Raw genomic sequence first — 18,812 nt, forward strand, 5'->3', positions numbered from 1 at the left:
AACGCGACATGCTTGCCGGGCCATCCCGCCGTGTGGTGCGCCTCATCGATGACCAACAGATCGGCGACGGTGTCGGCTTCGTGAAGTCCTTCGCCCACTACACCGGCAGAGGCATGCGTGACCAGGATCAGCCGCATGCGCGTGCTCGGCGTGCGCCGCACCCAGTCGGCGATCTCCCTCGGCCGGGTGGTGACCGGACACTGAAGGTCCGCCACCCGCACCGCAGCATCGGCGACGGTGTCATCGCTGCACACCGCGAGGACCTGCGCCCCCATACCGGCGGCGGCCCACACCGCCAGGGTCTGCGCCAGCAGCGGCAGCGACGGGCACGCCACGACCACCAGCCCGGCCGGGCACAGCCGCGCAGCGGCGTGCACCGCGACCAGCGATTTTCCGGTGCCGCAGGCGGCCCGGAACTGGCCGCGACCACCGGTGGACTGCCCTCGCACGATCGCCTCGACAGCCTCCCGCTGATAGTCGCGAAGCGCTGGCAGCCGCTCGACCAGCCGTGGGCCCGTCACCTCAGTCCCTTCGTCAGTCGCAGGGCCGCGGTCGCCAGTCGGGCGATGATCACCATGATCTCGTGCAGGTACCAGCCCACCAGGCCGCAGACGACCAATACGGCGGCCGTGACGACACCGCCGCGTGCCGGCGCGGGGAGATCCGGTGCCACCACATGCAGGGCGGTGGCGGTCCCCACGTAGGTGACACCGCCGGTGATCACCGAGATCGGCGTGTGCACGAACACGATGACCACCATCAGATGCGCTACACGAATCACACGCGCAGTCGCCAACTCCGATCTCGCTGGTTCCGGGATCCTCACGGCCGTCACACGCCGTCGCGGGATGGCGCGGTGGATGACGTCAATGTGGTGCCGGCCTGCGTCGTGGTGTCACGGTGCGCGCGGCGGCGCATCGGATGCAGGGGCAGGCCGTCGGCGACCGTGATCGCGTTGCCGGGCTCATAACCGTTGCGAGCGAGCAGGCGCTGTCCGGCCGCGAGCGTGACGGTCCAGCAGGGCATGGTGAGGTGATCGATGCGGTGGTGCACCTCCGCCATCAGTGCCTGGCCCCGCCCGGTGCCTTGGAACGGTGGGCGGACGGCGAGGTAGGCGAGGTGGTGGTGGGCCTCGTCGGGTTGAGCGGCAGCGAGCAGATCATGCAGCGTCACGAAGCGGTCGACGTGCGGGCCGGCGGCCTCGGCGAGGCGCCAGGTGTAGTCGGCCGGGGGTGGCAGCGGACCGTACCGGCGCAAGCAGACGCTGGCGGCGCTCAGGTCGTCAACGAGGTGGACCTCGCCGTAGAACATGGCGTGCTCTACCCATATCGCGGCGACTGCGGCCAGGACGCGGGCCCGTTGCGCGTCGTCGGGCACCAACCACTCGGCGAGCGGGCTGGGATGCAACGCCTCAGCGATCACCTCGACGGCCTCAGCCCTTTCCGCCCATCTGGCGGCCCTGATCCGGTACCCCACCTCGTTCTCCTTCGCTGTCGTCGGTCCGCCGCGAGACGGCGTGCTGGTGTGGGTGGCCGGCGGCAGCGCAACGGGGGCGGTCCGCTGCCGCCGGCCGGGAGACCAGCCGTCGCCTGCTGCTCGGGTCCAGGTTGGGCGGCTGGTCAGGTCGTCACCCGTCACCCGGCGGCGGGTGGTGTGGCGGTGTCGGTGGTGTGGCCTCGCGTCAGGATGAGCACGTGCGAGAACAGGCCCGGCCGGATGCCGCTGACGCGTTCGTGCGCGGCGAGCAACTCCCCCGTGCCCGGGTCGATGACCAGCACGGTGGTGGACCCCTCGGCGGTGACACGGAACGCCAGACCGGCGCGTCCGGCGAGGTCGGTTGTCGGGCCGCCGTAGGTGATGCCGGGAATCCGTGCGAGCACGCGTAGTGCCGTGGCGCGCTGGGCGTGGTGGAGGTGTTGGCTGGTGGCCAGGCCGATGACACCGCCAGCGAGCAGTCTCGGGTAGGCGGGCTCGCCGACGAGCTCGGCTGGCACCAGCAGCCTGGCCAACCGTGCTGGGTCGGCCGGGACCGGCTCAGAGAGGTACGGGTGCAGGCTTCCCGCCCGGTGGCGGTGCGTGGTCGGGGCGGCGCGATCGAACAGGGACCGCTCATCGGGTCCGGGTTGGTGCTCCACGCCCGCCAGGTCCGGTGCCCGCCGGATGACCTCACGGCCGGATCCGTCCGCGTGCCGCCACCGTCGGACGTCGCTGCGGACGATTCTGTTCGTCGCGCGGGCCCAGGTTTGCAGGTGCAGGTAGGTGTAGGGCAGGCCGGTGGTGGCGTCGGCCGGTGTGCCGGCCAGGGTGTCGGCGAGGATCTCCAACCGCTGCCCTGCGGTGTGCCCGGCGTCGGGCGCGGACTGGGTAGGTGGGTGGTCCGGCGGCGCGGCGGCGGTGGGCGTGCCCGGTCGGGGGGCTGCGGTGCTGGGCTGGCACCCGGCCAGGACGAGGACACCGCCGCCGAGGAGCAGGGGCAGAAGAGCGCGGCGGGTCGGGTGGGGTTGCTGCGTCATGGTGCGCGCGTCCTCAGTCGGCCTTGCGGGCGTGGATGACCCGGGTCGTGTAGGAGGCCAGGAGCACGCGCGGATCGGCCATGAGGGCACCGAACCGATCGAGATCACTGTCGCTGAACTCGGTGGCCAGTTCGGGGCGTAGGTGGGTGGCGATGTCGGCGAGGAGCTGGCAACCGGGCCGGGTACCGGTCCAGGTCTCGGTGCCGACGTGGACGCAGTGCCGCGTCATGCCCCGGTTGACCAGCAGGGACTCGATGTTGCTCGTCCACGTGCCTGCCTCGTCGCTGCCGGCGATGGCGCGGCGGACCCGGTTCATGACGGCGGCGATCAGGTGGTCGTCGACGGCGTCCGGCGCCCGGTACACCTTCGGCGCGGAGGGCAGGATGTCGGCGAGAAGCAGCCAGCCGCCGGGACGCAGTCGGGCGATCATCTGCTCCAACACGTCCACCGGGTCGCGTAGCGGCTTGGTGCTGCGACGGGCGACGACGTGGTCGTACCTGTCGTATGTGTCGGGCAGGACGTCCCGGTCCAGGTCACGCTGCTGCACGTCGATGACGTTGGTCGGGGTGAGTCGGCTGGTGTCGGTGTCGACGGCGGTGACGATCCCGTGGTCGCCGACGAGGTGCGCCAGGTGAGCGGTGATCTCCCCGGGACCTGCACCGACTTCGAGCACGGACTGGTCGGGTCTGATGTCGATCCGGTCCAAGATTCTGCGGATGACCGGGTCGAGCAGTCGGTGAACCGGGGCAGGGCGTGCCGACAGCGGCGTGGGCGTCATAGGGGCCTCCGGAGGTTGGTCTGGTGATGCCGGCGGCATCGGTCATGCGGCGGTGTTCGTGGCGGTGGGATCCGGTCGACGAGTTGGGCGGCTTCGTCGATGGCCTGCCGCTGGTGAGGCAGGAGCGGTCCGCCGGTCGAGGTCAGGACGCGGTGGTGACCTCAGGTGTGTGCGGTGCGCGGGGACGTGGGATCGGTGTTCTGATGGCGGCGGTCAGGTCGGCGGTCAGTGCGTCGATCTGCGCGGTGGTGATGCCGGGCATGCAGATGAGGTGGCTGGCGGGTCCGTCGGTGGCCAGCAGCCACTTGACCCGCACCGCTTCCGGTGGGGTGGGGAGGACGACCGTGAAGGCGTGGGGGTACCGCCATGCCTGCCAGCCGGTGGCACGGATCCGGTCGACGGCGTACGCGGCGACGGTGCGGGCTTCGGCGGCCCGCCACCGGTGTCCTTCGCGGCCGTGGACGGCGATGGCGTGCCAGAGCAGGGCGGCGGCCAGGCCGCAGCGGGATCCAGTGACGGTGGTGTCGGCGGCGGCGGTGTAGGCGATCGGTTGTCGGGCCGGGTTGCGGACGTGGTCGCGGATCAGGACCACCCCGCACGGTGTGGGCACGCCGAGGAACTTGTGGCCGGACACGGCGATCGAGTCGATGCCGACGTCATCACAGTCGAGTGTGCCGTCGAGGGCGAGTGGAATCCCGGACAGGGCCGCGTCGACGTGTAGATGCCCGACCATGGCGTACTCACTGAGGATGGCGCGGATCCGGATGATGTCGTCCACGGCCTCGGTCATCGTGGTGCCCGCCGTGGCGACCACGATCGCGGGCCACCGCCGTCGCTTCCGCAGCTTCTCGGCGAGGTCGTCGTAGTCCATCTCCCCGTCCGGGTGCGCCCGCACGACCGTCTTGTAGGCGCCGAGCAGGTCGACGATCTTGGGGATGGAGTAGTGGGCGGCGGTGGAGTAGTAGATCCGGGCTGTCGGCCAGCGTCGGTAGGCGGCGGCCAGGCCGGACAGGTTGCCTTCGGTGCCGCCGGTGGTGACGTAGCCCCACCGGTCACCGGCCGGCATCCCGAACAGGTCCGCCATCCAGGCGACCACCGCCCGTTCCAGCACCCGGGTGTGCGCGACCCCGCCGGTGTCGGCGGGGTCGCCGATGTTGTTCCACAGCCGGTGCCCGAGACGGGCGATGACCGCGCTGTGGTCGAGGTCGACCGCACCCGGATACCCGATGGCCGTCGGTGCCGTGGCTGCGGCGTCGGCGACGAGGTGGTCGAGGACCGCGGTGACGTCGATGTCATCGCGGCTCAGATCAGCGGCCACCGCCAGATCGGCGATCGAGGTGGTCACCGAGGCCGCTTCCGGCGCAGTTGAGCTGTCAGGACCTCGTGCAGGGTGCCGAGGTGGTGCCACACCTGCCGGGTGTCGGCGTCGCCCTGCATGGTGAGGTCGTGGTGCGGGTTGTGCCACAGCGGATCCCACCGCGCTTCCAGGGGTTTACTGCTGCGCACGCCCGAGCTGCCGACGCGGGCGTGCGGGTCACGATCGACCTTGATGGCCGTGCCGTCGACCAGCAGCGCATAGCACTCGCTCTTCAAGTCGAACGCCGACCGGACGGAGCCGGTCCCGGACGGGCTGCGCAGACAGCGGGCGAGCTGCTGCCACGACCCGTCGACGGAGTCGAGGGTGCTCACCCCGGCACCGACGTAGACCGCGTCGGCGGGCAGGGTCATGTCACCGCCGTTGACCATCGACCGTTCCGGACCCAGCGGATGCCACCACCGTCCCAGGGACCTGGCGTGGGCGATGTTGTCTACGGCGATGGCCGTCAGGTCCGCCAACAGGGCCACCAGGTTCTCCGACTCGGGAGCCGCCAGGAACATCCGGTACGCGGTGTGCAGCCGGAACCCGTAAGGTTCCGTCGACGACGGCGCCGCGAAGAACAGCATCACCGCGTGCGGGCCGAGAGCCTCCCGCGTCCCGTACCGCTCGTCGGCGGCGAGCAGATGCCCCCGATTCACGCCCTTACACCGGTAGAGGACCTGGTGACGCAACTCCACCCACCACCGGCGGTCGGCGTCCGACTCACCCTCCGAGCCACCCTCCGCCTCTCCCGCTGCCGTCGCCTGCGGATCCGTTGCAGGCAGCTGCGGCTGGGGCGGTTCGGGTGGAGGTTCCGGAAGACGGTCGTAGGCGACCGACGGCGGCCCATACCCGGCTGGAGGCGGCGGCCCGTACCCAGGCCCAGGCGGCGGCCCGTACCCGGATGCGGGTGGTGGCCGGTAATCGGGCCGGAGTCCGTGGTCGGCGGGCGGACGGTGCGCGGAGGGCGAGGGCACCTGGCGGTGCTCCGGGCTCCAGCCGGGATGCAGAGGGTCGACCGGGTGGCCGGGACGGCCGGGAGGTCGGTGCGCGTGAGTCATCATCGTCGGCCCGTCAGATCGAGATGTTCACGGCATCGGGCACCGCGTTCGGCTGCGGAGTACCGTCACCGATCCCGGCGTAGACCTCCGGCCGGGACTGCCGCACGTACTGGGCCCACATCCCGCCCGCGACCGCGGCGGCGATGATGATCGTGGGCAACAGCAGCGGATACGGGGATCCGGGCGCGGCCCCCAGCAGACTCCCGACGTTCAGGATCATCGCGGCGAGCACCACCGTCCCCGCGACAAGGCCCAGCACCGGAGCGATCCGCCACTCCCACACGCCGGCCCGCTCACCCCGCACCTCGGGTGGGGCGAGCAGCGCGGCCAGGGACGCGGCCAGCAGCAAGCTCAGCAGACCCAACGCACCCAACGTCGAGCACCAGGTGAACATCTGACCCACCGGGTCGGCGCCGGCCGCCGCGAACCCCGCCACCACCACCGCGGCGATGACCGTCTGCGTCAGCGAGCCGCCACGCGGCGCACTGACCCGCGTGCCGCCCTCGGCCCCCGCGAGCCGGGCCGGTAGCACACCCTCCCGCGCCATCGCGAACACATACCGCGCGACCACGGCGTGGAAGGACAGCTTCGCGGTGAGGATCGCCAGGAGCAGCATCACTCCCGCCAGCGCCACCACCCCGCTACCGGCCCGGCTCAGGATCGTGAACGGCAGATCGCCGTCCGCCGCAGCCGCCTCGCCGACGGCAGTGGGGCCGACGGCCACGCCCATCGCCCACGCCGCCACCGCATACACCCCACCCAGCGCGAGCGCACCGACGACCGAGGCCCGACCGACCGACCGCCGGTCGACGGCCTCCTCCACGAACGACCCCGGCGCGTCGACGCCCATCAGCGAGGCCACACAGAACGCCACCGCCCCGCCGATCCCACCGACCATCAACCCCGCCACGTCGAAGCCCGCCCACACGTCACCCGCCGACGCCTGACCCACCCCGGCCAGCACGAACACGGCGACGAGCAGCAGCGACACCACCAACACGACCGCCAGCAGCCACGTCGAGCGGACGATCGGCGCGCGACCGAACGCCGCGACCGCCACCAGGGCGATGCCCGCCCACACCCACCACACCCCACCGACCTGAGCCGCGAGAGTCGCGCCGAGCAGCCCGTACAGGCTGATCTGGATCCCGTTGTAGGCCACCAGCGCGACCATGCCGCCGGCCACACCCCAACCACGACCCAACCCACGGGCCAGGATTCCGTAGTAGGCCGCCGGGTGCCCGACCTGACGCGCCATCGCCGTGTAACCCACCGCCAACACCGCCACCACACCCGCGACCAGCACATACGTCAACGGCAGCGCGGTGATGCCCGTGGTCGCGTAGATCGCGGGGATACCACCGACCAGAACAACCAAGGGTGCCGACGCCTGCGCCCCGAACACCCACAACCCGAACGGCGTCACCGTCCGACGCGCCAACGCCACCTGCACTCCCGCCGTCACCGCAGCTCACCCCGTTCCGGGGAGTCCGGGCACGACGAGTTGCCGCAGCCGGACACCGGATGCCCGACCACCGCAGACGCGTTGGCGGGCACCACGTACACCGCTGCCGGCCGCACCGGCCCGACCCGCCAGAAGCCCCGATCACGGGCCACAGCACGGTCGGCCGTACGCCGGTCGGCGGTGAACCCGAACAGGTCGTGGCGACCGTCGCGCCACTTTCGGCGCACCGCCCAGCCCCACACCTCCTCGCTCGATCCCGTTCCTCCGTCCGTCGGGGTGCGGGCCACGAGCTGCCGCTCCGACAACGCCGGTCCGGCATTCGGTCTGAGAAACATGAGCAGGGGGCGGTGGCGTGTACGGACGGGCTGCACGGCGGGTACTCCTTCGTCGTCGAGAGGGTGTGACAGGCGGTCCGGCATCGCCCCAGGGCTCGCACACGAGCGGATGATCACCGCCGTTCTGCGAGCCCCGGGGCGGACCAGGCGGTGATCCGAACCCGCGTCGCCTCCGTCGGAGGCGACGGCGGCCTGGGCCGGTGCCGTCCGGCCCACAGCTGTGCGGATTCGCATCCCGCCTCCCCTGTGAGCAGGTGACGCGAACGAGGAATCGCGTCACCGGGCTGCGGTCGCGCCGACTCCACAGATGTCGGGTCACCTGTCGTCACCGGGTCGTCAACGCCGCAGCAGTCGATGTCGTCGGATCAGTTATGACGGGGACCGGGACTGTCGAACACCGTCGACACAAAGAATCGACACGCCGCCCGCTCTTCGACGGTCGTCACGCTCGCCAGGCGAGTAGCCGGCGGTCGCCCTCGGTAGTGAGGCGGCAGCTCACATGCCGTCTACGCTCGCTGAAGCCAGCTCAGACGGTCGGTGTCGCTGTCGGCGGCCAGCTGGATTTCCCGTGGACGGCCAGTTCCGAAGTTGTGCAAGGTGACCACGGGTAGCTCATCGCCCGGCGTTCACGAAGGCGACGATCTCATCGAGTCCAGGACGGTAGCCGTCGCTGGTGTCCACCTCGATCTCGGGCACGTCGAGCCGGACAGACTGGAAGCTGCGGTGACCGACGCCATGGGTCTGATGGTCACCGAGGTACGCATCGGCGTGGGCACGCCGGATCGCGTTCTCGTCCTGCCGTCGCTGTACGCGGTCGAAGGCCGTCTGCGCGTCGACCCGGCAATGCACCACCCGAATGTCGGCGATACCGATCAATGCCTGCAGGCCGGGGCGCCAGAGGCGGTCCTGGAAGGCCGCCTCGGCGACTGTGGTGACACCTGCGGACAACAGCAGTTGCAGCACCTTGAAGAACGTGGGCAGAGTCCGAAGGCTCAGCTCGTCGCTCGGTGCGGCGATGAAGTCGCCGGCCGCGTGGACCATGCCCTCCTTGATCTCGTCCCGGCAGATCGCCGGGCAACCGATCCGCCCGGCGAGCAGGTGGGCGAGCGTCGTCTTGCCAGCCCCCGAAGGCCCGCTGATGACGACAAGGGTCGGCGTTGCTCCCACCACATCGTTATAGCTCGGCCGATGCACGACACGACACCGGTAGGGATCAGCTCTGAGTAGTCATCTACGGCCAGATACCTCCCGCTAACTGGCCGCCAGCGGGGAAACCCGACTGGCCACCAACATGTCGCCGAGCCCTGGTCGTCTCCGCGGCCGGCGGTTGCGCACAAGCTCAGTGTCTCCGCATGCGGCCCTTTGAACACCGCCACGGCGCCACGCTGGACCCCGTTCAACCAGATGTAGAGGTCGCCGGATCGATCCGGTGCGGGCTGCCAGGACTGCTACTGCCCAGCAGGCATGCTCGCGGCCGGTGTCGAAATTCCGTGTCGAGGGTGTTCGACACCGGTGCGTCAGCGTTCAGTGGTGAGCATGACCGGCACGAAGCCGTTCTCCTCGCCATCCGCACATTGATCGGAGGACGTGATCTACACAGATCACCGCACTTCGAGCCATGACCGTGCCCGACCTACGTGCAGGCGTCGAGTGGCGATGCGGCCCTTGTGCTCCGGTGAAGGTGCGTCTTCCGAAGCTTGCTCGCGTACGTGGACTGCTGCCGAAGAAGAGCGGCCGTGTGAACTGGGGGCGGCGTGATGGATAGGGAGAGTGACAGGTCCATGAGTATCGACACGGTGAGCAGTCAGAGGTTGCGTGAGGCGATGGTCGACCAGCTGGTCGCCGATCACGAGGCCAAGGGACTGGTGATGCGGCCTGAGGTGGAGGCGGCGCTGCGGGTGGTGCCTCGGGAGCTGTACACGCCGGGTGTGCCGTTGGTGGAGGCGTATCGCAGCGACAGCGCCGTCATCACTAAGAAGCGTGGTGACGAGACCGTCAGTTCGGTGTCGGCGCCGTGGTTGATCGCGGAGATGCTCGATCAGGCGGTGGACGCCCTGGATGGTGGGCTGGCGGGCCGGCATGTGTTGGAGATCGGGTCGGGTGGCTACAACGCGTCGTTGCTGCGGGAGTTGGTGGGGCCGTCGGGTTCGGTCACGACGGTGGACATCGATCCTGAGGTGACCGAGCGTGCCGTGGCGTGTCTGGCCGCGGCGGGGTACAGCGATGTGACCGTGGTCTGCGCCGACGCCGAGCAGCCGGTCACCTCGGACCGCAGATTCGACCTGATCATCGTGACGGTCGGTGCGTGGGATGTGCCTCCGGCGTGGATCGCCCAGCTGGCGGAGGGCGGCGTGCTGGTAGCACCGGTGCGGACGTTCGGGATGACCCGGTCGTGGGCGTTGCGGCGCGACGGTGATCGGCTGGTCAGTAGCAGCGACCGGTTGTGTGGGTTCGTGGCGATGCAGGGTGCCGGCGCGCACGAGGTGCGCTACGTCGACATCGCGCCGGGGGTCCATCTGCGCTTGGACGAGGGTCAGCAGGTCGACGCGACCTCGGTCGGTGGGTTGTTGGCGTTGCCGCGGGAGCAGGCGTGGGCCGGGGCGAGTCTGCCGCCTCGTACCGTCCTGGCTGATCTGGATCTGTGGCTGGCGGCCCGTCTTCGCGATGAGGTGAACGAGGTCGTGGTGTTGACGGCGCAGCAGGACGCCGTGGACGCCGGTGTCGTGGCCCCGGCGTGGCGGTTCGGTACACCCGCCGCCCTGCATGGGGGCACGTTCGTGTACCGGTCGGCGCTGCGGTGGAGCGGCGACGTGTTCGACGTCGGCGCGTGTGCGCACGGGCCGGACGCGGCCGTGTGGGCGGCGCGGATGGTGGCGCAGATGCGCGCATGGGTGGACGCCGGTGAGCCGTCTGCGGTGCTGAGCGTTCTGCCCGCAGGTACTCCCGACGGCGACGTGCCGGCCGGGACGGTGCTGGACAAGCGGCACAGCCGCATGGTCCTCACCTTCACCCCCGCATAGGAAGGGAAACGCGAGTGGAGAACACGGAACTCGACGAGCTGGACCTGGACATCACGCTGGTGGACTCCGGTCCCGCCGCCGGCGGGTACGCCACCAGCACCGACGACGGCTGCGGCTCGGGTAACACCGGCTCGAACGCCTGCTCCGGCGGCGGCAAGTAACCAACCCTTCACACCCACTCTCGGGGCCCGGCGTCCGCCGACGCCGGGCCCTGCCCTGTCTCGGTGGTGCATCGTGTTCTCCACTCCTGGTGCGGCGTTGATCAGAGTCGCCGCGTACCCGGACGGCCTGGTCCTGCCGGCCTGGCCCGACCTGACGTGTGACCGGCCCGCGCAGTGGCAGCGGTGGTTGGCCACGGTGTGGAAGTTGCCGGGGTTCGCGGCGGCTGTCGCCGATGCCACGCCGCGGTTGGCCGCGCAGATCAGTCGGGCCGTCGCCGGTGAGCCGGTGTCGGAGGAGCGGTTGCGGCGGCTGGTGGAGTCGACGGTGCGGTATCTGCTGCGGTGGACCACCCGTGCGACACCGTTCGGCACCTTCGCGGGGGTGGCGCCGGTGGAGTTCGGTGACCGGGCGGCGGTGCGCTGGGGTGAGGCGCACCGGTCGGTGGTGTCTGCTGACGGGCAGACGATCGCGGAGCACACCGTGCGCGCGGAGCGGGATCTGACGGTGCTTCGTCGGGTGGCGGTGGTGACGAACGCGGTGGGGTACCGGCGGGGTGGGGTGTGGGTGCTGCCCTGTGCCCGCAGCGACGGCGAGCGCCGGTGGGACATCGAGGTTCGGCTGACGGGTGTGGTGCGGGCGGTAGTGGAAGGGGCGGCCGGTCCGGTCGGGTTCGGCGTTCTTGCCGCCCGCGTCGCCGAGTCGCTGTGCCTCGGTGTGGACGAGGTGGAGCGGACGGTGGCGTCGCTGGTCCGGGCGGGGGTGCTGCTGTCGGCGGTGCGGCCGGCGATGACCGTCACCGACCCGGAGGCCCACCTGGCCCGCCACCTTCCGATGCCTGCCCCTGGGGACCGGGTCGCGGTGGACCTGCGGGTCGACGTGGCGGTGACGCTGCCACCTGCGGTGCGGCGGGAAGCGGCCCGTGCCGCGTCGACGCTGGTAGCGGTGGCACCGCAGCTGCCGGGCTGGGCGGAGTACCACCGGGCGTTCATCGCGCGGTGGGGCCCGGGTGCGGCAGTGCCGGTCCGCGACGTGCTGACCGTGCTGGGCTTCCCCGCCGGGTACCGGGGATCCACCCGCCGCGTACCTGCGGTGCTCACCGCCCGCGACCGGCTGCTGGGGCAGCTCGCTCAGCAGTCGGCGCTCACCGGAGGCGCGGAGGTGGTCCTCGACGACGAGCTGATCGGACAGCTCCGGGCAGACGATGAGCGGCCGCCTGTCCCGCACACCGAGGTCAGGTTCACTCTCGCCGCCGCGACCCTCGCAGATGTGGACCGGGGGGCGTTCACGATGACGGTGCTCAGCGGCGCCCGGCATGCCGGGGTGTCCGCAGGCCGGTTCCTGCACCTGCTCACCCCCGCCGAACGGGCATCGTTCCAGCACGTCTACCAGAATCTGCCGACCGCGTTGCCCGACGCGGACATCGTGCAGCTGTCCGGCCCACCCCTGGACGCGCGGCTGATCTCGGTCGCCCGGACACCGGCGATGCTGCCCGTCCTACCCGTCGGTGACTTCCATCCGGACCCGCCGATCACGGTCGCGGACCTGGCGGTCGCCGGCGACGGCCACCGACTGTGGCTGGTCCGGGCGGCGACCGGCCGTCCGGTCGAGGCGCTGCTGTGCAACAGCGTGCTGCTGCCCGGGCTGCAGCAGCCGCTGATGCGGTTCCTGACCGAGATCTGGACGGCCTGGACCGCGCCGTGCAGCAGATTCGACTGGGGCCACGCCAGCGGGCTGCCGTTCCTACCCCGCGTGCGGCGCGGACGCAGCATCCTGCATACCGCCCGCTGGATCGTCGACCGCAACGCCCTTCCCCGTGACGTGCCCTGGCCGCAGTGGCGCGACGCCTGGCAGCGACACCGCGACCGACACCGGCTACCCGAGCAGATCCTGGTCGGCGACGACGACGTCCAGCTGCGCCTCAACCTGGACGATGACGCGCACCTGGCGGTGCTGCGGCAGCAGATCGACCGGCACCACCGCACCACCGTCACCGAGGCGCCCGGCTCCGCAGGGTGGATCGGCGGCAGGCCCGCCGAACTCCTGCTCACCCTCACCCGCACCCAGCCGCAACCCGCCGACCGGCCGCCTCGACCGGCCCGCGCCGTGACGACCGTGGCGCACCGAGCCGGACCATCGCCGTGGCTGGAGACGCGGCTGTACGGGCGGGCCGACGACATCCTCCACGACCTCGCCGGCCGAGTCGACAGCCTCCTGCCAGAGGGGTGGTGGTTCCTGCGCTACCCCGACCCCGAACCGCACCTGCGGCTCCGCATCCCCCTGCACAACGCCGACTTCACCAGCACCGTCAGCAGCCTCGCCGAGTGGACGCAACACCTGGAACACGACGGTGTCCTGCACGACTACACCCTGCACAGCTACCGGCCGGAGACCCGCCACGGCACCGGCCCCACCCTCGCCGCCGCCGAGCGGGTGTTCGCCGCAGACTCCCACACCGTCCTGCACCGGTTGACCGGCGACCGTCAGGCCACCACCGCCGCCGGCATGATCGCCATCGCCGACGCCTTCACCCGCGACGGACCACGATGGCTAACCGCTCATCTGCCTCACCACAGCGGCCCACGACTTTCACCCGCGCAGCTCGCCCACGCCCGCACACCACTCCGCGACGACGCCCTGGACGCGGCGCTGGCCACCTACCGACGGTTGGCCGCCGCCGACGGTCTGTATCTCGACCACGTGCTGGCCGACCTGCTGCACCTGCACCACGCCCGCATGATCGGCGTCGACACCGCCTCCGAACGACACTGCCTGCGCCTGGCCCGCACCATCGCCCGCACCCACCAGGCCACCGCATGAACCCCGGACAGTCCCTCGCCGACGGCGCCGCCGGCATCGCGCTCCTGCACCTGGAAACCGGCGACTGGCCCGCCGCGTACGCCGCCCTACGCACCGCCACCCGCCATGGCGTCAGCATCGCCGCCGGAGCCAGCCTCTTCTACGGCGCTCCCGCGCTCGCCTTCGTCCTCGCCACCAGCGACCAGCCCGCCCTCGCACGCGCCCGCGCGGTCGCCGCCGACGGCACCGCCACCGTCACCCGCCGACGACTGGACGCCGCACACCGCCGCATCGACTCTCACCAACGACCCCACTACGCCGAATACGACCTCATCCGGGGACTGACCGGCCTCGGCGTCGCCCTGCGCCGCCTCGGCGATCACGGCCTGCTGCGCCACGTCCTGGACTACCTCGTCCGGCTCACCGAACCCGTCCACAACCTTCCCGGCTGGTGGTGCACCAACGGCCCCGACCGCCACCAACCACCACCGGCCGGAGGACACGCCAACCACGGCCTCGCCCACGGCATCACCGGCCCCCTCGCCCTGCTCGCCCTCACCCACCGAGACGGCATCACCGTCAACGGACACGCTTCGGCGATCCGCGCCATCTGCCGCTGGCTCGACACCTGGCAGCAGCACACCGACGGCAGCACCTGGTGGCCGCAAACCCTCACCTTCGACGACCTGCACCACGCCACACCCACCCAGCAGCAGCCGCTGCGCCCGTCGTGGTGCTACGGCACCCCCGGCATCGCCCGCGCCCAACAACTGGCCGCCCTCGCCCTCCACGACACCCACCGCCGACACCTCGCCGAAACAGCGTTCACCGCCTGCGTCACCGACCCCGCGCAACTCCGCCGGCTCACCGACCGCAGCCTGTGCCACGGCACCGCAGGGCTCCTCACCACCGCACGACGCATCACCGCCGACGCCCTCACCCCGACGCCACTCACCCACCTGACACACCTGCACCACCACACCGCCCCCGGCACCGAGGAGGCCACCGGCCTCCTCGACGGCACCTCCGGCTCCCACCTCGCCACCACCGCGACCACCACCGGCTGGGACGCCTGCCTCCTCCTCAGCTGACGAAAGGCCCGTCATGGACGAGATCGCCTGGAAACAGGTGAACATCCACTACCCCGGTCACCGCCGTCACGACCGTGAGCAGGCGGCGGTGCCTCATCTCCGCCGGGTGCTGCCCGCCGCCGAGACCGCCGGCTTGATCAGCGCGTGGTGGTTCATCCGCAAAGGACCCTGGCGCATCCGCTACCTACCCACCACCGCCCACCACTGGCCCGAAGATCCCTCACACCGCCTTCTCACCGACGGAGTCGTCTGGACCAGCGACACCTACGAGCCAGAGACCCACGCATTCGGCGGCCTCGACGCGATGGACGCAGCCCACACGTTGTTCCACCACGACAGCCATCACCTCCTGACCTACCTTCACGGCCATCCCACCGACCGGCGCGAACGCTCCCTCATCCTCTGCACCGCACTCATGCGCGCCGCAGGACTCGACCTCAACGAACAAGGCGACGTCTGGGCGCGAGTCGCCCAACGTCGCGCCGATCACCTCAGCCAGCGGCCCGCGCCTGACCTGGACAGGTGGAGGGCATTCACCGAGAAGGTCCACTACCTGCTACTCGGCTCGACTCGCGCCCCCAACAGCTGGCATACCGGGTTCGAGAGCACCGGCACCACCCTTCGGGGGCTACGCGACACAGGCAGGCTCACTCGGGGACTACGCGCGGTCATCGTGGAACACCTGATCTTTCACTGGAACCGGATCGGGATACCTGCCGCAGCCCAAGCCACCCTCGCGCAAGCAGCCACGGAAGCCCTCTTCGGCCACGCCGACGAGTGCCTGCCAGGCAGCCGTGGTACCGGACAACAGTCGAGTCCGCCGATATCGTCAGCTGACGTCAAGTCGGCATGCGCTGCCGCTCCTCAGCGGAGCGAAATCAGATGGACCAGCTGACCGCGGGGAAAGGCCAATGTCATGATCGACCCGCAACAGCTTGACGACGCGAAACACGCGCTCGGCAGGGAGCTACGCGAACTACGCACGGCGTGTGGTCTTATGCAGAAGGACATCGCGCGGAAGGTGCACAGCACCCGCAGTACGGTGGCGAACGTGGAGGCCGGCCGGCAGGTGGTCGACCGGGTCTTCTGGCAGCAGTGCGACACACTTCTGAACGCCGAGGGCCGCCTACTCACTGCCTACGACGCATACCGCCAGCTTGAGTCGGAATATCAGCGGGAACGGTCCGAGACGGCGATGCGGGTCCGCTGGGGTGCAGCCGCCGAGACGGCACTGGATCGTGCCACGTCTCATGCCGGCCTCGTGTCAGCTCGCCACCGGGCCGTCTCCGCCCATTCACCGGGCGGTGATCTTGCATCGACGATCGCGTCTGCGCTGGGCTCGGCGGCCCGGGAGCCCCGGGTAGAACGCACCCTTGCCGCGCCGGGTGGACGGTACTTTCCCGGCGTGCCTATCGACGTCGAGGTGTACCCCGCCGTCGACGACGGCCGGATCATCGCCACGATTCCCAGGACCGATGCCGAGCGGCAGTGGCGACGTCCGCTTCAGCGTCGGCTCGTCGCCGGACAGATCACCACGTCCGCCAGCAACCGCCTGTTCGCTCTGGACTCCCGCCAGGCGTCTCAACGGCTGGTCGATATCGATGACGGTGTTCGCCTGCTCATCCCGCGTGTGTACCAGCTCGACGCGATCACCGCAGCGGTGCTGTGGGCCGTGGCGAACCTGGACCAGTCGCTCCTGCTTGACGACGCCCGCCTCGACGCTGCCCGCACCGCCATAGCCGAGTACAGCCGCCTGACCCGGTCGGCTGTCAGCGGTGATGTCGGACCAGACCTGGAGACCGTGTCACGGATGTGGCTCGGCTCGGCGTTCTGCGCCGACCACATCAGCCGCCAATCCACCGACCTCACCGAGATCCCCACCTACTGGACCCGGGAACAGACCGGTGAAGAGGCCAGTACCTGGCTGTTGTTCAGCCACAAACTGCGGTACCTGGAAGCCACCGCAGAACGGTTCACCACCAGCTCCCAGCAGGCCACGAGGATCTTCTGCGTCCCCCAGGCCGCCGTGGAAGCATCGACAGAGTCAGAACGGATCCTTCTGCTGCTAGCGGTCGCGCTGATGGAGTCCTTCGGCATCGACGTCGCGATCACCGACGAATCCGAGTACGCCGCGCTGCCCGGCCTCGCCCTCACCTCACGCCGCGCGATCGTCGCCACGTGGATCCGCGCGGACGGAGTGTGGCATGTCGACGTCACCGGCCAACGATCCGCGCTAGCCGAGTACCGCGATGCCGCCGGGCACGCACGTGCTCACTCAGTCATCACCGCCGACACCTCCGCCTCGCGGCTGAACGCCCTCGCCGACTACCTGAACCTCAACTGGACCTGGCTGCGGACCCGGTGCGCCGAGCTCGGTGACTACGGTCTGGCCGGGTTGGCCGAGCCGCGCAGCCGGCTGCTGTCCCTCGACGGCGCCGATCGGGCGTGTCGCTTCGTCGGCTCCCTGCCGTAATAGGCTCCCGCCACCATCACGATCGCCGCAGGCCAGCACAGTCTTCGTCACCGCAGCGGCGCGCCCTGGAAGGAGCCCGGTGTCCTCAACCTCAACCGCACCCCCGCCACGGGTCGTGGTGTTCGGGCTCGGCGGCACCATCGCCATGACCAGCAGCACCGGCGGCGCCGTGATCCCCGCTCTCTCCACCCAGCAACTCGTCGACGCCGTCCCCGGGCTCGCCGACGCCGGAATCGAAATCGAAGTGGTGGACTTTCGGCGCCGTCCCGGCGCGTCCCTCACCATTACCGACATCACCGAACTCGCCGCAGCCGCAGCCGATGCGCTGGCCAACGGCGCGAACGGTGTCGTAGTCACCCAGGGCACCGACACGATCGAGGAGACCGCCTACCTGCTCGACCTACTCCACCACCGGCCCGAACCTCTTGTGGTCACCGGCGCGATGCGTAACCCCACCCTCGCCGGCGCCGATGGACCCGCCAACATCCTCTCCGCCATCCACACCGCCGCATCGACACACGCACGAGAACAGGGCTGCCTCGTCGTCTTCGCCGACGAAGTCCACGCCGCCCGATGGGTCACCAAAACTCACTCCACCAGCGGCGACACCTTCCGCTCCCTGGATACAGGCCCTCTCGGCTACGTCCTCGAAGGCACCGTCCGGATGCTGACCCGAGTCCCCCACCGCCTTACCCTCACCCCACCGCACCTCGCCGAACACGCCCGTGTCGGCCTACACACGGTCACCCTCGACGACGATCCCACCGTCCTCGACGCCATCGGCGCCCGCGTCGATGGCCTCGTCATCGCCGGCTTCGGCGTCGGCCACGTCCCCGAACCCCTCGTCGACACCCTCGGCACCCTCGCCGGACGAATCCCCGTCGTCCTCGCCTCCCGCGCCCCAGCCGGACCGACCCTCACCCGCACCTACGGCTTCCCCGGCTCCGAACAGGACCTCATCACACGCGGCCTCATCCCCGCCGGCTGGCTGCACCCCTACAAAGCCCGCATCCTGCTAGGCGCCCTCCTCAACGCCTCAGCGAACCCACAGGACATCGCCACGGCGATCACCACCGCAGGTGGACTCACCGGTCCCACCGCCTGGCCCTGGCCCATCACCGACAACCAACCGACGGAAACGAGCACGACGGATGCATAGCCACGACCTCACCCCCGGCCGCATGATCGGCGTCGTCTTCGACCACGGCGACGACTTCTTCACCGCCCTCACCGACGCCTGCCGCACCCACCGCATCAAGCAGGGCTACATCCCGATGTTCATCGCCGGCCTGTCCACCGCGAAGATCGTCGGCACCTGCCAACGTCTCGACAACCCCGACGCCCCCGTCTGGTCACACGTCGACCTGACCAACATCGAAGCCCTCGGCGGCGGCACCATCGCCTGGGACGACACCACCCAAACAATCACCCCCCACATCCACATCACCGTCGGCCTGAAGGAACACAGCGCCACCGCCCACACCAGCCACCTCCTGGACGCCACCGTCCAATTCCTCACCGAAATGCTCGTCATCGAAATCCGCTCACCCGCGATGCATCGAGTCTCTAACCCCGACCTGCACGATGTGCCACAACTGCGCTTCGGCCTACAACACGGCACTGAACGCCCGTGAGCGCCTCCCGGTCCGCCCTCAGCGGCACGATCGCCCAGCCTCAATGACAGATCCATGTCACTAACCAGTTCGTGATCTATGGCGTCTCGGGGCGGATCGTCACCGCCGCCATACCCAACTGCGAGCT

The 18,812-nt window shown here is 70.3% G+C and carries 18 protein-coding genes and 1 tRNA gene; 8 read left to right on the forward strand and 11 right to left on the reverse strand.

The features are described from left to right. The 11 genes from ABZ738_RS26645 to ABZ738_RS26695 all read right to left on the reverse strand — a co-directional run. The coding region (locus ABZ738_RS26645; protein WP_357217498.1) for a DEAD/DEAH box helicase family protein at positions 1 to 521 on the reverse strand (521 nt) is incomplete at its 3' end. Then, on the reverse strand, positions 518 to 760 hold the full coding sequence (locus ABZ738_RS26650; RefSeq protein WP_357217501.1) for a hypothetical protein: 243 nt from the start codon (positions 758 to 760) through the stop codon (positions 518 to 520). The genes ABZ738_RS26650 and ABZ738_RS26645, both read right to left, overlap by 4 nt. 71 nt (positions 761 to 831) lie before the next feature. Beyond that, positions 832 to 1,476: an N-acetyltransferase gene (locus ABZ738_RS26655; RefSeq protein ID WP_357217504.1), complete on the reverse strand. Its 645-nt coding sequence runs from the start codon at positions 1,474 to 1,476 to the stop codon at positions 832 to 834. Between the two features lie 158 nt (positions 1,477 to 1,634). Then, positions 1,635 to 2,513: a hypothetical protein gene (locus tag ABZ738_RS26660; RefSeq protein WP_357217507.1), complete on the reverse strand. Its 879-nt coding sequence runs from the start codon at positions 2,511 to 2,513 to the stop codon at positions 1,635 to 1,637. A 13-nt stretch (positions 2,514 to 2,526) separates the two neighbouring features. Continuing rightward, positions 2,527 to 3,330 carry a methyltransferase domain-containing protein gene (locus ABZ738_RS26665; RefSeq protein WP_357217510.1) on the reverse strand — a complete coding sequence of 268 codons (804 nt, stop codon included), beginning with the start codon at positions 3,328 to 3,330 and terminating at the stop codon, positions 2,527 to 2,529. 103 nt (positions 3,331 to 3,433) lie between these two features. Continuing rightward, positions 3,434 to 4,636 carry a histidine decarboxylase gene (locus ABZ738_RS26670; RefSeq protein ID WP_357217513.1) on the reverse strand — a complete coding sequence of 401 codons (1,203 nt, stop codon included), beginning with the start codon at positions 4,634 to 4,636 and terminating at the stop codon, positions 3,434 to 3,436. Continuing rightward, positions 4,633 to 5,307, reverse strand: coding sequence for a hypothetical protein (locus tag ABZ738_RS26675; RefSeq protein WP_357217516.1), 675 nt, complete (start codon positions 5,305 to 5,307; stop codon positions 4,633 to 4,635). The genes ABZ738_RS26670 and ABZ738_RS26675 overlap by 4 nt, the downstream gene beginning before the upstream one ends. A 415-nt stretch (positions 5,308 to 5,722) precedes the next feature. Then, entirely contained in the window at positions 5,723 to 7,174 is a 1,452-nt protein-coding gene (locus ABZ738_RS26680; RefSeq protein WP_357217520.1) for an APC family permease, read from the reverse strand. Next, on the reverse strand, positions 7,171 to 7,509 hold the full coding sequence (locus tag ABZ738_RS26685; protein ID WP_357217523.1) for a hypothetical protein: 339 nt from the start codon (positions 7,507 to 7,509) through the stop codon (positions 7,171 to 7,173). Before ABZ738_RS26685 ends, ABZ738_RS26680 begins: the two co-directional genes overlap by 4 nt. A gap of 139 nt (positions 7,510 to 7,648) precedes the next feature. Beyond that, positions 7,649 to 7,723, reverse strand: a tRNA-Arg gene (locus ABZ738_RS26690). A 398-nt stretch (positions 7,724 to 8,121) separates the two neighbouring features. Then, positions 8,122 to 8,703: an AAA family ATPase gene (locus ABZ738_RS26695; protein WP_357217526.1), complete on the reverse strand. Its 582-nt coding sequence runs from the start codon at positions 8,701 to 8,703 to the stop codon at positions 8,122 to 8,124. Between the two features lie 587 nt (positions 8,704 to 9,290). Between ABZ738_RS26695 and fxlM the strand changes: the two genes are divergently transcribed. The 8 genes from fxlM (at position 9,291) to ABZ738_RS26735 (ending at position 18,685) form a co-directional block, all read left to right on the forward strand. Continuing rightward, positions 9,291 to 10,529: a methyltransferase, FxLD system gene (gene fxlM, locus ABZ738_RS26700; RefSeq protein WP_357217529.1), complete on the forward strand. Its 1,239-nt coding sequence runs from the start codon at positions 9,291 to 9,293 to the stop codon at positions 10,527 to 10,529. 14 nt (positions 10,530 to 10,543) lie between these two features. Further along, the gene (locus ABZ738_RS26705) at positions 10,544 to 10,690 is read left to right on the forward strand and encodes an FxLD family lanthipeptide (protein ID WP_176093382.1); all 147 of its coding nucleotides are present in this window, start codon (positions 10,544 to 10,546) and stop codon (positions 10,688 to 10,690) included. A gap of 73 nt (positions 10,691 to 10,763) precedes the next feature. After that, on the forward strand, positions 10,764 to 13,508 hold the full coding sequence (locus tag ABZ738_RS26710; protein WP_357217533.1) for a lantibiotic dehydratase: 2,745 nt from the start codon (positions 10,764 to 10,766) through the stop codon (positions 13,506 to 13,508). Continuing rightward, positions 13,505 to 14,578: a lanthionine synthetase C family protein gene (locus ABZ738_RS26715; RefSeq protein ID WP_357217536.1), complete on the forward strand. Its 1,074-nt coding sequence runs from the start codon at positions 13,505 to 13,507 to the stop codon at positions 14,576 to 14,578. Before ABZ738_RS26710 ends, ABZ738_RS26715 begins: the two co-directional genes overlap by 4 nt. 13 nt (positions 14,579 to 14,591) lie before the next feature. Next, positions 14,592 to 15,473 carry a thiopeptide-type bacteriocin biosynthesis protein gene (locus ABZ738_RS26720; RefSeq protein WP_357217539.1) on the forward strand — a complete coding sequence of 294 codons (882 nt, stop codon included), beginning with the start codon at positions 14,592 to 14,594 and terminating at the stop codon, positions 15,471 to 15,473. Positions 15,474 to 15,494: 21 nt separating this feature from the next. Next, positions 15,495 to 17,051 (forward strand): helix-turn-helix transcriptional regulator, encoded by a 1,557-nt coding sequence (locus ABZ738_RS26725; protein ID WP_357217542.1) that lies wholly within the window; start codon positions 15,495 to 15,497, stop codon positions 17,049 to 17,051. A gap of 79 nt (positions 17,052 to 17,130) precedes the next feature. After that, positions 17,131 to 18,210, forward strand: a complete 1,080-nt coding sequence (locus ABZ738_RS26730) for an asparaginase (protein WP_357217545.1) — start codon at positions 17,131 to 17,133, stop codon at positions 18,208 to 18,210. Next, positions 18,203 to 18,685 carry a DUF296 domain-containing protein gene (locus ABZ738_RS26735; RefSeq protein WP_357217548.1) on the forward strand — a complete coding sequence of 161 codons (483 nt, stop codon included), beginning with the start codon at positions 18,203 to 18,205 and terminating at the stop codon, positions 18,683 to 18,685. Before ABZ738_RS26730 ends, ABZ738_RS26735 begins: the two co-directional genes overlap by 8 nt. Positions 18,686 to 18,812: the final 127 nt, after the last annotated feature.

The sequence above is a fragment of the Micromonospora sp. NPDC047793 genome, assembly GCF_040642635.1.
In the GTDB taxonomy this organism is placed as follows: Bacteria; Actinomycetota; Actinomycetes; order Mycobacteriales; family Micromonosporaceae; genus Micromonospora.

Coding starts and splice junctions, on each gene's coding strand:
- ABZ738_RS26650 (WP_357217501.1), bottom strand. CDS start 760: ATGGTGGTCATCGTGTTCGTGCACACGCCGATCTCGGTGATCACCGGC.
- ABZ738_RS26660 (WP_357217507.1), bottom strand. CDS start 2,513: ATGACGCAGCAACCCCACCCGACCCGCCGCGCTCTTCTGCCCCTGCTC.
- ABZ738_RS26665 (WP_357217510.1), bottom strand. CDS start 3,330: ATGCCGCCGGCATCACCAGACCAACCTCCGGAGGCCCCTATGACGCCC.
- ABZ738_RS26685 (WP_357217523.1), bottom strand. CDS start 7,509: ATGTTTCTCAGACCGAATGCCGGACCGGCGTTGTCGGAGCGGCAGCTC.
- fxlM (WP_357217529.1), top strand. CDS start 9,291: ATGAGTATCGACACGGTGAGCAGTCAGAGGTTGCGTGAGGCGATGGTC.
- ABZ738_RS26715 (WP_357217536.1), top strand. CDS start 13,505: ATGAACCCCGGACAGTCCCTCGCCGACGGCGCCGCCGGCATCGCGCTC.
- ABZ738_RS26720 (WP_357217539.1), top strand. CDS start 14,592: ATGGACGAGATCGCCTGGAAACAGGTGAACATCCACTACCCCGGTCAC.
- ABZ738_RS26725 (WP_357217542.1), top strand. CDS start 15,495: ATGATCGACCCGCAACAGCTTGACGACGCGAAACACGCGCTCGGCAGG.
- ABZ738_RS26735 (WP_357217548.1), top strand. CDS start 18,203: ATGCATAGCCACGACCTCACCCCCGGCCGCATGATCGGCGTCGTCTTC.